This window comes from Streptomyces malachitofuscus, from assembly GCF_055571035.1.
Window position 1 is genome coordinate 173,322 of the sequence record NZ_JBVIGA010000009.1, and the last position, 12,853, is coordinate 186,174.

Sequence of the window (12,853 nt, forward strand, 5' to 3'; positions counted from 1 at the left end):
GTCGCCATGCAGACGAACCCCACCCACAGCAGCCTCGTCGCCCTCGGCGACTCCTTCACCGAGGGCATGTCGGACCGGCTCCCCGACGGCACCTACCGCGGCTGGGCCGACCTCCTCGCCGGCCGGATGGCGGCCACCGCTCCCGGCTTCCGGTACGCCAACCTGGCCGTGCGCGGCAAGCTGATCCGGCAGATCGTCGACGAGCAGGTCGAGACGGCCGCGGCGATGCGCGCCGACGTCGTCACCCTGGTCGGCGGGCTCAACGACACCCTGCGGCCCAAGTGCGACATGCAGCAGGTGCGGGATCTGCTCACCGAGGCCGTGGAGCGGCTGGCCCCGCACTGCAAGCAGCTGGTGCTGATGCGCAGCCCCGGCCGGCAGGGGCCGGTCCTGGAGCGTTTCCGGCCGCGCATGGAGGCGCTGTTCGCCTGTGTCGACGAGCTCGCCGAGCGGCACGGCGCGCTGGTCGTCGACCTGTACGGGGCGCCCGCGCTCGGCGACCCCCGGCTGTGGGACGTCGACCGGCTCCATCTGACGGCGGACGGGCACCGCAGGGTCGCGGAGGCGGTCTGGCAGACGCTCGGCTACCCCGCGGAGGACCCCGAATGGCATCTGCCCCCGGAGGCGACACTGCCGCCGCGCTGGGTGGCGCGGCGGGCCGCCGACGCCCGGTTCGCCCGGCAGCACCTGCTGCCGTGGATCGGCCGCCGGCTCACCGGCCGCTCCTCGGGCGACGGCATGCCGCCGAAGCGGCCCGAGCTGCTGCCGTACGAGGGGCTGTAGCGCCCTCCTGTAGGTTCCTCCAGCACACCCCGTGGCGCCGGCCTGCAGGAATCGCCAGTAGACTCCCTGTACGTGACAGCTGCGCCCGCCAAGCCCCGTATCCCGAACGTCCTCGCCGGACGCTACGCCTCCGCCGAGCTCGCCACGCTTTGGTCCCCCGAGCAGAAGGTGAGGCTGGAGCGGCAGCTCTGGCTCGCCGTGCTGCGGGCCCAGAAGGACCTCGGGATCGAGGTTCCCGACGCGGCGATCGCCGACTACGAGCGTGTCCTCGACCAGGTCGACCTGGCCTCGATCGCCGAGCGCGAGAAGGTCACCCGCCATGACGTGAAGGCACGGATCGAGGAGTTCAACGACCTCGCCGGGCACGAGCACGTGCACAAGGGCATGACCTCCCGCGACCTCACCGAGAACGTCGAGCAGCTCCAGATCCGCCTCTCCCTGGAGCTGATCCGCGACCGCGTGGTGGCCGTGCTGGCGCGCCTGGGCCGGCTGGCCGGGGAGTACGGCGAGCTGGTCATGGCCGGCCGCTCGCACAACGTGGCCGCGCAGGCCACCACCCTGGGCAAGCGCTTCGCGACGGCGGCCGACGAGCTGCTCGTCGCGCACGGCCGGGTGGAGGAGCTGCTGGGGCGCTACCCGCTGCGCGGCATCAAGGGCCCGGTCGGTACGGCGCAGGACATGCTGGACCTGCTCGGCGGGGACGCGGACAGGCTGGCGGAGCTGGAGCGGCGCATCGCCGGTCACCTGGGTTTCTCCGAGGCCTTCACCTCGGTCGGCCAGGTCTACCCGCGCTCGCTCGACTACGAGGTCGTCACCGCGCTGGTGCAGCTGGCCGCCGCGCCGTCGTCGCTGGCGAAGACGATCCGGCTGATGGCCGGGCACGAACTGGTCACCGAGGGCTTCAAGCCGGGCCAGGTCGGTTCCTCCGCGATGCCGCACAAGATGAACACCCGCTCCTGCGAGCGCGTCAACGGCCTGATGGTGATCCTGCGCGGCTACGCCTCGATGACCGGCGAGCTGGCCGGCGACCAGTGGAACGAGGGCGACGTGTCCTGCTCGGTGGTGCGCCGGGTCGCGCTGCCGGACGCGTTCTTCGCGCTCGACGGCCTGCTGGAGACGTTCCTGACGGTGCTCGACGAGTTCGGCGCCTTCCCGGCGGTCGTCGCCCGGGAGCTGGACCGCTACCTGCCGTTCCTCGCCACCACCAAGGTGCTGATGGGCGCGGTGCGCGCGGGTGTGGGCCGTGAGGTCGCGCACGAGGCGATCAAGGAGAACGCCGTCGCCACGGCCCTGGCGATGCGCGAGCAGGGCGCCGAGCGCAACGACCTCCTCGACAAGCTCGCCGACGACGAGCGGCTGCCGCTCGGCCGGGACGAACTGCAGGCACTGATGGCGGACAAGCTGTCCTTCACCGGTGCCGCGAGCGACCAGGTGACGGCCGTGGTGGGCCGCATCGACGAGATCGTGAAGCAGCGCCCGGAGGCCGCCGGCTACACCCCCGGGGCGATCCTCTGACGCGCTTCACCCAGGAGGAGCTGGAGGCCGCCCGCGACCGCCTCGTGCCGGACGTGGTCGCGGACGGCCTGCGCGTGCTGTTCTGCGGCATCAACCCGGGTCTGATGACGGCTGCGACCGGTCATCACTTCGCACGTCCCGGCAACCGCTTCTGGCCCGCGCTGCACCGCTCGGGCTTCACTCCCAGGCTGCTGCCGCCGGCTGAACAGCGGGAGCTGCTGTCGTACGGGCTCGGCATCACCAATGTGGTGGCGCGGGCGACCGCGCGGGCCGACGAGCTGAGCGCCGAGGAGTACCGGGAGGGCGGGCGGCTGCTCGCCGTGAGGGTGGCCCGGCTGCGTCCGCGGTGGCTGGCCGTGCTGGGCGTCACCGCCTACCGCGCGGCGTTCGACGATCCCCGGGCCCGGGTGGGCCCGCAGGTGCGGACCATCGGCGGGACCCGGGTGTGGGTGCTGCCCAACCCGAGCGGGCTGAACGCGCACTGGACACCGGCCACACTGGCGGAGGAGTTCGGACGGCTGCGGGAGGCTGCGGCGGACCGGTGACGGCCGGGGCTCAGGGCGGCGCGGTCTCCGTGACCACCGCCAGCAGCTGGATCGCGTCGGCCGCGTCCCGGTCCGCGACGGCCACGGCGACCCAGCGGCCGGTGCCCTGCACCTCCCACAGCCAGGCCATGTCCGCGCGGAGGCTGAGCCACCGCCATGGCTCGGGTATCTCCTCCTCTGCCGTGCGCAGCAGGACCGTCTGCAGGTTCCAGGGGTCGGTGTCCCCCCAGCGGGAGGCCAGTACCTCGTACACGGCGTCGCGGTCCTTCTCGAACTGGTCCGCCGTCACCGCCCACTGAGCCGGGTCGCCGCCCGGGCCGTCGCCGGTCTGCAGCACGGCGACATGGTGGCCCGGTCCTCCGAAGCCGACGTCCGACGGACCGTGCTCCGCCGGGAAGGGGCGGAAGCACAGCTCGTCGATGAGGGCGATGTGCTGTGCGATGTCCATGGAACCAGTAAACCCGCCGCCACTGACAGTTGGCGGGCCGTCAGCCGACTCCCGGTCAGGCGTCCCGGCGGCGCTGGCTCCATGGCACGGCCAGAAGGGCGGCGGCCGTCCACGGCGCGGCCACCGCAAGTCCCGACCACGGGTTGGGGGTTCCGTCGTAGGCCTCGTGCAGGACGATCTGCCCGGCGCGGTCGGGCAGGAAGTCGACGACCGTGCCGGTGGCGTCGCCGATCACGAAGGACACCTCGCCGCACGGCTCGTGGTGGGGACGGAGACCGTGAAGACCCATTTGAGCGGTGTCCTGACGAAGCTGGGGTGCGCGACCGCACCCAGGCGGTGATCACGGCCTACGAGTCGGGCTTCGTGGCGCCGGGATGACCCGGGTCCGCCCGGTGTCCCCGGGGGCGCCCCGCCCGGAGGTCGCCCGGGTCCTCGGCGCCGAGTACGATCCGGCCAACACGCGCACGAGCTGGGAGGACGGACGGTGGGTCGGCTGACCGGCGGGGATCCCTCGCTGCTGCGAAGGATCAACTCCGCGGTGGTGCTGCACGCGTTGCGGGCCACGGACTGCGCGACGCTGACCGAGGTCACCCGGGTCACGGGGCTGTCCCGGCCCACCGTCGAGGGCGTCGTCGAGGGGCTCATGGAGGCCGGTCTCGTCGTGGAGACGGCGGCGGAGGAGGGTGCCGCCCGGCGGCAGGGGCGGCCGGCGCGGCGGTTCCGGTTCCGGGCCGAGGCGGGGCATCTGCTCGGCCTGGAGATCGGTGTGCACCGGGTGGCCGCGCTGCTGGCCGATCTGGACGGCCGGGTGATCGGCGCCCAGGCGAGGGACGTCGACGAGACGGTCGACGCCGACGAGCGGCTGGAGCGGCTCGGCACGGCCGTCGCGGAGCTGCTGCACCGGGCCGGTGTGCCGCGCGGCTCCCTGCGGGCCGTCGGCGTGGGCACCCCGGGGATCGTCGAGGCGGACGGCACGGTGGCGCTGGGCACGGCGCTGCCCGGCTGGACGGGACTGGGGCTCGGTGAGCGGCTGAGCCGGTCCTTCAAGTGCCCGGTGCTGGTGGAGAACGACGCGAACGCCGCGGTCGTCGCCGAGCACTGGAAGGGCGCCGCCCGGGAGACCGACGACGTGGTGTTCGTGCTGGCCGGGCTGAGTCCGGGCGCCGGATCACTGATCGGCGGACGGCTGCACCGCGGATACGGCGGGGCCGCCGGCGAGATCGGGGCGCTGCATCTGCTGGGCCGGGAGGCAACCCCGGAGGCACTGCTGTCCACCACGGACGAGCCGCTGCACCCGCTGGACGAGCAGGCGGTCACGGAGGTCTTCGCCCAGGCCCGGAAGGGCGACCAGCGGGCGCTGGCGGCCATGGACCGTTTCATCCACCGGCTGGTCCACGACGTGGCGGCGCTGGTGCTGGCACTGGACCCGGAGCTGGTCGTGATCGGCGGCTGGGCGGCCGGCCTGGACGACGTGCTGGAGCCGCTGCGCGGTGAACTGGCCCGCTACTGCCTGCGCCCGCCGAAGGTCGCCCTGTCCCTGCTGGGCGAGGCGGCGGTCGCCACGGGCGCGGTGCGGCTCGCTCTCGACCATGTGGAGGAGCAACTGTTCGCCGTGGAGGGCACGGTGACGGCACGCCGCTGACGCCCGCGCGGCGGGCCGGGCGGGCGGAGGGCGCGTGGGCCCGCGGCCGACCCGGCCGCCCGGTCCGCCCTCAGGACGCCTGGCGATCCGGGCCGTGGTGGATCTGCACATCGCCGAAGTCGCCGAACGTCAGCCGGCAGGTGTCCGCGCGGTACGTGGCCACGGAGAGCGCCGCGGTGCGTCCGCGGGCGATGAAGCGCGTGGTGACGACCAGGACGGGCGCGCCCGGCAGACGGTCCAGTTCCCGGGCGTCGTCCGCGCGGGCGGAACCGAGCTCGACGGCGTTCTCCTGCCGCTCCAGCTCCAGGCGCTGCAGTTCACGCAGCACCGCACGCGCGCGTGCCGCCCCGGAGGGCGCGTCGATGCCGGACAGGTCGGGCACCGAGACCGCCGGGATGTACAGCAGTTCGGCGGCCACGGGCTGGCCGTGGGAGACACGGGAGCGGCGCACGACGTGCACGGGCTCGCCGCGGCCGGTGACCAGGGTCTCGGCGACGGCGGCGGGCGGTACCTCCAGGGCGCAGTCGAGCGTCTGCCAGGCGTCGAGCGGCCCGCCGGGCCAGGCGTGCTGCGTCGTGCCGACGGAGACGCCCATGCGCGGCGGGGCGACGGTGGTGCCCACCCCGCGGCGGCGCTGCAGCCTGCCTTCCAGCTCGAGCTGCTCCAGGGCCTGACGGAGCGTGGCGCGGGCGACACCGAAGCGGGCGGCGAGATCGCGCTCGTTGGGCAGGATCTCGCCCACCGAGAACTCCGAGTCCAGCGCCTCGCTGAGCACGGTCTTGAGGTGCCAGTACTTCGGTTCCGGCACCGTTTCCAGCTGCGTGGTCCCCACCCTGTCCTCCACGATCGCCGAGTCCGGCCGCGTTTTAGCGCCCTTGTTTATTAAAGGTTGTTTCACTTATCTGCGACCATAAGGCGGCCCTCACCCTTGGTCAATACCAATCGGCGCCACGGCGAGGCCCCCGCCGGTGGATGACGGGGGCCAGGTGGCGGGGACCGGCCGCTACGGAACGAGCCGGCGGAGCTTGTCGGGGTTGCGGATGACGTACACCGCCTGGACACGCCCGTCGGCGACATCGAGCTGGAGTACGGAGTCGGGCCTGCCGCCCGACAGGACGAGCACCGCGGGCCCCCCGTTGAGCTCCAGGAAGCGGATGGCCGCGTCCTGGATACCCTTGCCGGCCACGCCGATGAGGAAGCGCCCCACGTGGTCGGCGCTCTCCAGGACCCGCAGCGGGGCGCGCGACTTGCCGCCGCTGTCGCCGACGAGGCGTACGTCCGGCGCGAGCAGTTCCATCAGCTGCGCCAGATCGCCGCCGGCTGCCGCGGCCATGAACCGCTCCGTGAGGGCGCGCCGCCGGGCGGGGTCGACGTCGTAGCGCGGGCGCCGCTCCTCGACGTGCTTGCGCGCGCGTCCCGCGAGTTGGCGTACGGCCGGTTCGCCGCGGTCGAGCATGGCCGCGATGTCGGCGTACGGGTGGCCGAAGGCCTCCCGCAGGACGAACACCGCGCGTTCCAGGGGTGACAGGGACTCCATCACGACGAGGACGGCGAGGGAGACGGAGTCGGCGAGCACGGCCCGCTCGGCGGTGTCCGGGGCGGTGTCGCCGAACTCCGTGACGTACGGCTCGGGCAGCCACGGGCCGACGTAGGTCTCGCCGCGCGCCTTGATCTGGCGCAGCCGGTCGATGGCGAGGCGGGTGGTGACGCGCACCAGGTAGCCGCGGGGTTCGCGCACCGCGGACCGGTCGCCGCCCGACCAGCGCAGCCAGGCCTCCTGGACCACGTCCTCCGCGTCGGCCACCCGGCCCAGCATGCGGTAGGCGACGCCCAGGAGGACGGGACGGTGCTCTTCGAAGACGTCGGTCAGGGTGTCGGTGGTCACGCCACCATCCCAGCCGACGCGCGCGGCCGTGTCCAGGCGGCTCCGCTTCGCGCCGAAGGGGGTGGGGCGGTCACCGGCACCCAGGGGCTACCCGTCGGTAGCAATTGCTGACAAGCTGTCTACGACGCCGGGCGGCGTCCGTTTCCGCGAGTCCCAGACGAGGAGCACCCTCATGTCCGCGACCGTCCCCTTCAAGGTCACCTCTCCCCTCGGCCCGCAGACCGTGACCCTGTCCTACGCGCGCGTGGGCCGCGGCGAACCGCTGCTCCTGCTGCACGGCATCGGTCACCACCGCCAGGCGTGGGACCCGGTGGTGGACATCCTCGCGACCGAGCGCGAGGTGATCGCCGTGGACCTGCCCGGGTTCGGCGCGTCCCCCGCGCTGCCCGACGGCCTCGCCCACGACCTGCCCACGATGAACGCCGCGCTCGGCGCCCTGTGCGAGGCGCTGGAGCTGGACCGGCCGCACGTGGCGGGCAACTCGCTCGGCGGCCTGCTGGCCCTGGAGCTCGGCCGCGAGCGGCTCGTCCGCTCCGTCACCGCCCTGTCCCCGGCGGGCTTCTGGACGCAGACCGAGCGGCGGTACGCCTTCGCCGTGCTGTCCGGCATGCGGCGGATCGCCGAGCGGATGCCGCTGCCGCTGGTCGAGCGCCTTGCCCGTTCCGCGGCCGGGCGGGCGGCACTGACGAGCACCATCTACGCCCGTCCCGGGCGGCGTTCGCCGGAAGCCGTGGTCGCCGAGACGCTCGCGCTCGCCGGAGCCGCCGGCTTCGCCGAGACCCTCCGCGCGGGCACCGCCGTACGGTTCACCGACGACGTGCCCGGCATCCCGGTGACCGTCGCCTGGGGCGCCCGGGACCGGCTGCTGATTCCCCGGCAGGGTGTCCGCGCCAAGCAGATCATTCCCAGGGCCCGACTGGTCCGGCTGCCCGGCTGCGGCCATGTCCCGATGAACGACGACCCGGCGCTGGTCGCCCGCGTCGTCCTCGACGGCAGCCGCACGACGGGCTGACGGCCACGACCGGCCGACGGCGAAGCGCCGTCCGGTCCGGCCCCGGGCGCAGGCCACCGGGGCGGCCGAGGCGCCCCCTCCCGCCGCGGTGCGATCAGTTGTTCACTTGGGGTTTGCGTGCGAGCCGCGCCGCCCGCGTAGGTGTGGCAGCGCACACTGGCCGGAATCCCGCCCTGGAGGCGCATCCATGTCACACCGTCCGTTCCCCGGCCGTCGCGCCGTGCTGCGCGGCTCGCTCGCGGCCTCGGCGGCCCTGACCCTGCCCGCCGCGCTCGGCACACCGCCCGCCTTCGCCCGCTCCGGGCGCCCGCGGGCCGACTGGGGTGTGCAGGCCGGCGACGTGACCCGTGACGCGGGGCTGGTGTGGGTGCGGTCCGACCGCCCGGCCCGGATGATCGTCGAGACGTCGGCGACCGAATCGTTCCGGCACCCGCGCCGATGGCACGGCCCGCTGCTCGGCCCGGCCACCGACCTCACCGGCACCACCCGGCTGCGCGGACTGCCGCCGGGCGAGCAGATCCACTACCGCGTGCTGCTCGCCGACCCCGACGACCCGCGCCGCACCGGTGAACCGGTGACCGGTACCTTCCGCACGGTTCCGGCCCGGCGGCGGGACGGTGTGCGCTTCCTGTGGTCCGGCGATCTGGCCGGTCAGGGCTGGGGCATCAACCCCGACCTGGGCGGTTACCGCATCTTCGACGCGATGGCCCGGCTCGACCCGGACTTCTTCCTGTTCAGCGGCGACACCGTGTACGCCGACGGGCCCATCGCCGCGACCGCCGCCCTCCCGGACGGCGGCATCTGGCGGAACATCACCACCGAGGAGAAATCCAAGGTCGCCGAGACCCTGGCCGAGTTCCGGGGCAACTTCCGTTACAACCTGCTCGACGCGCACCTGCGCCGGTTCAACGCGCGGGTGCCGTCGATCGTGCAGTGGGACGACCACGAGGTGCGCAACAACTGGTATCCCGGGCAGCGGATCGCGGACACCGACACCCGTTACACGGAGAAGAGCGTCGATGTACTGGCGGCCCGGGCGCGGCGCGCGTTCAGTGAGTACTTCCCGATGTCGACGCTGCGGCCGGGCGCCCGGGAGGGCCGGGTGTACCGGGTGCTGCGGCAGGGGCCGCTGCTGGACGTCTTCGTGCTGGACATGCGGACGTACCGGGGAGCCAACTCCTCCGGTGACGAGGCCGTGGACCCGCAGGGCATCCTGGGGCGCGAGCAACTCGACTGGCTCAAAAGAGAGCTGGCCCGGTCACGGGCGGTGTGGAAGGTGATCGCCGCGGACATGCCGATCGGCCTGGTCGTCCCGGACACCACCGAGGGCCGGAGAAACATCGAGGGGGTGGCCCAGGGCGACCCGGGAGCGCCGCTGGGACGGGAACTGCAGATCGCGGAACTGCTGCGGTTCGTCAAGCACCGGCGGATCACCGGCACGGTGTGGCTGACGGCGGACGTGCACCACACGTCCGCACAGCACTACCAGCCCGGGCGGGCCGCGTTCGGTGACTTCGAGCCGTTCTGGGAGTTCGTCTCCGGACCGCTCAACGCGGGGGCCTTCCCGGCCGTCGCGCTCGACTCCACCTTCGGTCCGGAGCGGGTGTGGGTGAAGGCTCCGAGCGCGTCGAACGTCTCACCCGCCGGCGGTTACCAGTTCTTCGGGGAGGTCGACATCGACGGCGACAGCGGGGAGCTGACGGTGCGGATGCGGGAGCAGGACGGTGCCGTGCTGTTCACCAAGACGCTGCGGCCGGGCCTCGTCGGTCAGTAACGCAGTAAATCGGACAGAAGTACTCCTTTACTCATCAGTCACAGTGCGTTCGTGATCACGAAACACGATTCCTTCACAGTGGGTTGTATGAGTCGAGACATGTCCGAAGTGATGAACACCCGACACGGAGGCCCCGCGCACCGCCGGTGGCACCCGACCGGACTCGCCGCGCGGTGCACGGCGGCCTTCCAGTCATGGTGGGCGCGACGCCACGGCCACGCACCGCCGGCGCACGATACCGGCGACGCCCCTCCGCCCTCCGCCGCGGCCGGGGAGCGCGTGCTGTGGCGGATGCGCACGACGGTGAAGGACGAGCCGGGCTCGCTGGCCGCACTGTGCACGGCGCTGGCCGAGCGACGGGTCGACATCCTGAGCCTGCAGACGCATCCGCTGGGCGAGGACACCGTGGACGAGTTCCTGCTGCGCGCACCGGCGGGAACCGACCTCATCGCCGCGGTGTCGCTCGCCGGGGGCCGGGACACCTGGACCGAGCGGGCCGACGCCCACGACCTGGTGGACGCTCCGACCCGGGTGCTGGGACTGGCCGCCCGCACCGCCACGGACGCCGCCGAACTGCCGCTGGCCCTGCGTCAGCTGCTCGGGCGGTGCACCATCCGCTCCCGGCCCTCCACGCCGGCCTCCGGCGGGGCGGCGGCCGGGACGGTGCCGGCGGAGGGCTCGCTGGAGGAGACGGTGATCCGGCTGCGCGCCCCCGGAGGCGGGGTGCTCACCGTCGAGCGGCCGTATCTGCCGTTCACCCCCACCGAGTTCGCGCGGGCCCGCGCGCTGGTGGAACTCGACACCCGGCTGGGGCCGCGCATGCCGCGTGGCCGTGACGTGCTCACGCTGCCGGAGGGCCGTGACATCTCCGTGCGCCGGGCGGACACCGGCGACCTGGCCGCCGCGCGGGCGATGCACGAGCGGTGCTCCACCGAGACCCTGCGGATGCGCTACCACGGGCCGGTCGGCGACGCGGACCGCTACCTCAACCACCTGCTGAGCCCGCGCTTCGGGCGGACACTCGTCGCGCAGACCGATGCGGGCCGCGTCGTCGCCCTCGGTCATCTGCTGTGGGACGGCGACGAGACCGAGGTCGCGATGATCGTGGAGGACACCTGGCAGCGCCGGGGCATCGGCGCCCGGCTCCTCACCCGGCTGGTGTCGATGGCGGCCGAGGCGGGCTGCTCCCAGGTGTACGCCGTGACGCAGGCGTCCAACACCGGCATGGTCGCCGCGATGCGCGGACTGGGCCTTCCTCTCGACTACCAGATCGAGGAGGGCACCCTGGTCGTCACGGCCCGCCTGGACGGCGTACCGGCGCGCCGGGTGCGGGAGTCCGGCGAGCGTGTCGGCCGGTCCCCGGCGCCTCGTCCGGCGACTTCGTGAGGTCTCGGCGTCCGGCGACGTCATGACGTCATCGCGTCCGGCGACGCGCAACGGCCCGGCGGGAACCGCCGGGCCGTTGCCCGTGTGCGCGGGGCCTCAGCTCCGAGCCAGCTCCTCCGGCCGGGCGGGCGTGCCGGTCCGCTCCCCCAGGGCCGCGTCCAGGTCGGCCCACAGGTCCTCGACGTCCTCGAGGCCGACCGAGAGCCGCAGCAGCCGGTCGCTGACCCCTGCGTCCCTCCGGTCGTCGGCGTCGACGATGCGGTGGCTGATGGACGCCGGGTGCTGGATGAGGGAGTCCACGCTGCCGAGGCTCACCGCCGGAGTGATCAGCCGTACTCCGGCGATCACCTCGTGCGGGTCGCCCTGCACCTCGAACGAGACCATCGCCCCGCCGATGCTCGGGTAGTGCACCCGGGCCACGCGCGGGTCGGCGGCGAGCCGGGCGGCGAGTTCGGCGGCGTTCGCGGAGGCGGCCCGTACCCGCACCGGCAGGGTCGACAGGCCCCGCAGCAGCAGGTAGCCGGCCAGGGGATGCAGCACGCCGCCGGTGGCGAACCGCACCTGGCGCAGCTGCCCGGCGATCTCCTCGTCGCAGGCCACCACGCCCGCCAGGACGTCACCATGACCGCCGAGGTACTTGGTGGCGCTGTGCAGCACCAGCCGGGCGCCGTGCTCGGCCGGGCGCTGGAGGACCGGAGTGGCGAAGGTGTTGTCGACGAGGAGCGGCACGGAGCCGCAGGCGTGGGCGACGGCCCGCAGGTCGATCTCGGCGAGCGTGGGGTTGGCCGGGGACTCGACCAGCACCAGACCGGTGTCCGGGCGCAGCGCGTCGGCGACCCCGGCCGGGTCGGTCCAGGTCACCTCGGAGCCGAGCAGCCCGGCGGTCAGCAGATGGTCGCTGCACCCGTACAGGGGGCGTACGGCGACGACGTGCCGCAGTCCCATCGAGCCGCGCACCAGGAGCACCGCGCTGAGCGCGGCCATGCCGCTCGCGAACGCGACCGCCGATTCGGTGCCCTCCAGCCGCGCGAGGGCCGTCTCGAACCGGGCGACGGTGGGGTTGCCCAGCCGCCCGTAGACGGGCGGGCCGTCCGGTTCGGCACCGGTGGTGGCGAACGCGTCGATGCGAGCGGCCTCCGCGCGGCTGTCGTACGAGGGGTAGGTGGTGGACAGGTCGATCGGCGGGGCGTGCAGCCCGAGTCCGGCGAGGTCGTCCCGGCCGGCGTGCACGGCCTCGGTGGCGAGTGCTCTGGTGGTGCGTCGCGTGTCCATGCCCAGGTCCATGTACCGAAGGGTGAACACCGGCCGGGGTGCGAGCGCCGATTTCCGTGTTACGTTCGGCCAGTGGCCGAATCTGTCGTACTGGATCCGGTGGACCTTCATCTGCTGCGGCTGTTGCAGAACGACGCCCGGGCGACGTACCGGGATCTCGCCGCGCAGGTCGGGGTCGCACCGTCCACCTGTCTGGACCGGGTGACCCGTCTGCGCCGCTCGGGCGTGATCCTCGGGCACCGGCTGAAGCTGGACCCGGCCAAACTGGGCCGGGGCCTGCAGGCGCTGCTTTCGGTACAGGTCAGACCGCACCGGCGGGAGCTGGTCGGGCCGTTCGTGGAACGGATCCGGGCGTTGCCGGAGTCGCTGACCGTGTTCCATCTGACCGGGCCCGACGACTATCTGGTGCATGTCGCGGTCGCGGACATGACGGATCTGCAGCGGCTGGTGCTCGACGAGTTCACGTCCCGGCGCGAGGTGGCGCGGGTGGAGACGCGGCTGATCTTCCAGCAGTGGGACTGCGGGCCGATGCTGCCGGCTTCGCCCTCGGCTCAATCCGGGTGACGCGCGGCGGGCCGCATACCAGGATGG

12 protein-coding genes and 2 pseudogenes are annotated in these 12,853 nt (G+C 73.4%); 9 read left to right on the top strand and 5 right to left on the bottom strand.

All coding sequences use genetic code 11. The features are described 5' to 3' along the window. Positions 1–6: 6 nt before the first annotated feature. From ACZ44S_RS15610 to mug, 3 genes are all read left to right on the top strand, one after another. On the top strand, positions 7–783 hold the full coding sequence (locus ACZ44S_RS15610) for an SGNH/GDSL hydrolase family protein (protein ID WP_466928929.1): 777 nt from the start codon (positions 7–9) through the stop codon (positions 781–783). Between the two features lie 72 nt (positions 784–855). Continuing rightward, a complete protein-coding gene (gene purB, locus ACZ44S_RS15615) occupies positions 856–2,298 on the top strand; it encodes an adenylosuccinate lyase (protein ID WP_466928932.1) in 1,443 nt (480 codons plus the stop codon). A gap of 44 nt (positions 2,299–2,342) precedes the next feature. Next, on the top strand, positions 2,343–2,843 hold the full coding sequence (gene mug, locus ACZ44S_RS15620) for a G/U mismatch-specific DNA glycosylase (RefSeq protein ID WP_466928935.1): 501 nt from the start codon (positions 2,343–2,345) through the stop codon (positions 2,841–2,843). A gap of 10 nt (positions 2,844–2,853) precedes the next feature. On the opposite strand, the gene ACZ44S_RS15625 is transcribed toward mug, so the two are convergent. Continuing rightward, positions 2,854–3,291 (bottom strand): hypothetical protein, encoded by a 438-nt coding sequence (locus ACZ44S_RS15625; protein WP_466928938.1) that lies wholly within the window; start codon positions 3,289–3,291, stop codon positions 2,854–2,856. Between the two features lie 55 nt (positions 3,292–3,346). Next, positions 3,347–3,535 (bottom strand): annotated as a pseudogene (locus ACZ44S_RS15630) (ABC transporter permease); the annotation flags it as partial. On the opposite strand from ACZ44S_RS15630, the pseudogene ACZ44S_RS15635 reads away from it, so the two are divergent. Beyond that, positions 3,536–3,669 (top strand): annotated as a pseudogene (locus tag ACZ44S_RS15635) (LuxR C-terminal-related transcriptional regulator); the annotation flags it as partial. A gap of 106 nt (positions 3,670–3,775) precedes the next feature. After that, a complete protein-coding gene (locus ACZ44S_RS15640) occupies positions 3,776–4,933 on the top strand; it encodes an ROK family transcriptional regulator (RefSeq protein WP_466928941.1) in 1,158 nt (385 codons plus the stop codon). 70 nt (positions 4,934–5,003) lie between these two features. Here ACZ44S_RS15640 and ACZ44S_RS15645 read toward each other — a convergent pair whose 3' ends face one another. Continuing rightward, positions 5,004–5,765 carry a GntR family transcriptional regulator gene (locus ACZ44S_RS15645; protein ID WP_466928944.1) on the bottom strand — a complete coding sequence of 254 codons (762 nt, stop codon included), beginning with the start codon at positions 5,763–5,765 and terminating at the stop codon, positions 5,004–5,006. Between the two features lie 171 nt (positions 5,766–5,936). Then, positions 5,937–6,818 carry an RNA polymerase sigma-70 factor gene (locus ACZ44S_RS15650; protein WP_466928947.1) on the bottom strand — a complete coding sequence of 294 codons (882 nt, stop codon included), beginning with the start codon at positions 6,816–6,818 and terminating at the stop codon, positions 5,937–5,939. A gap of 172 nt (positions 6,819–6,990) precedes the next feature. Here ACZ44S_RS15650 and ACZ44S_RS15655 point away from each other — a divergent pair, with 172 nt between their 5' ends. The 3 genes from ACZ44S_RS15655 (at position 6,991) to ACZ44S_RS15665 (ending at position 10,990) form a co-directional block, all read left to right on the top strand. Beyond that, entirely contained in the window at positions 6,991–7,830 is an 840-nt protein-coding gene (locus ACZ44S_RS15655) for an alpha/beta fold hydrolase (RefSeq protein WP_466928950.1), read from the top strand. Positions 7,831–8,017: 187 nt separating this feature from the next. Next, positions 8,018–9,604, top strand: coding sequence for an alkaline phosphatase D family protein (locus tag ACZ44S_RS15660; RefSeq protein ID WP_466928953.1), 1,587 nt, complete (start codon positions 8,018–8,020; stop codon positions 9,602–9,604). A gap of 99 nt (positions 9,605–9,703) precedes the next feature. Beyond that, the gene (locus ACZ44S_RS15665) at positions 9,704–10,990 is read left to right on the top strand and encodes a GNAT family N-acetyltransferase (RefSeq protein WP_466928956.1); all 1,287 of its coding nucleotides are present in this window, start codon (positions 9,704–9,706) and stop codon (positions 10,988–10,990) included. 96 nt (positions 10,991–11,086) lie between these two features. On the opposite strand, the gene ACZ44S_RS15670 is transcribed toward ACZ44S_RS15665, so the two are convergent. Then, the gene (locus ACZ44S_RS15670) at positions 11,087–12,262 is read right to left on the bottom strand and encodes a trans-sulfuration enzyme family protein (protein WP_466928959.1); all 1,176 of its coding nucleotides are present in this window, start codon (positions 12,260–12,262) and stop codon (positions 11,087–11,089) included. A 72-nt stretch (positions 12,263–12,334) separates the two neighbouring features. Here ACZ44S_RS15670 and ACZ44S_RS15675 point away from each other — a divergent pair, with 72 nt between their 5' ends. Beyond that, positions 12,335–12,826: an Lrp/AsnC family transcriptional regulator gene (locus tag ACZ44S_RS15675; protein WP_466928962.1), complete on the top strand. Its 492-nt coding sequence runs from the start codon at positions 12,335–12,337 to the stop codon at positions 12,824–12,826. Positions 12,827–12,853 lie beyond the last annotated feature (27 nt).

Coding starts and splice junctions, on each gene's coding strand:
- ACZ44S_RS15610 (WP_466928929.1), top strand. CDS start 7: ATGCAGACGAACCCCACCCACAGCAGCCTCGTCGCCCTCGGCGACTCC.
- ACZ44S_RS15625 (WP_466928938.1), bottom strand. CDS start 3,291: ATGGACATCGCACAGCACATCGCCCTCATCGACGAGCTGTGCTTCCGC.
- ACZ44S_RS15655 (WP_466928950.1), top strand. CDS start 6,991: ATGTCCGCGACCGTCCCCTTCAAGGTCACCTCTCCCCTCGGCCCGCAG.
- ACZ44S_RS15660 (WP_466928953.1), top strand. CDS start 8,018: ATGTCACACCGTCCGTTCCCCGGCCGTCGCGCCGTGCTGCGCGGCTCG.
- ACZ44S_RS15665 (WP_466928956.1), top strand. CDS start 9,704: ATGTCCGAAGTGATGAACACCCGACACGGAGGCCCCGCGCACCGCCGG.
- ACZ44S_RS15670 (WP_466928959.1), bottom strand. CDS start 12,262: ATGGACACGCGACGCACCACCAGAGCACTCGCCACCGAGGCCGTGCAC.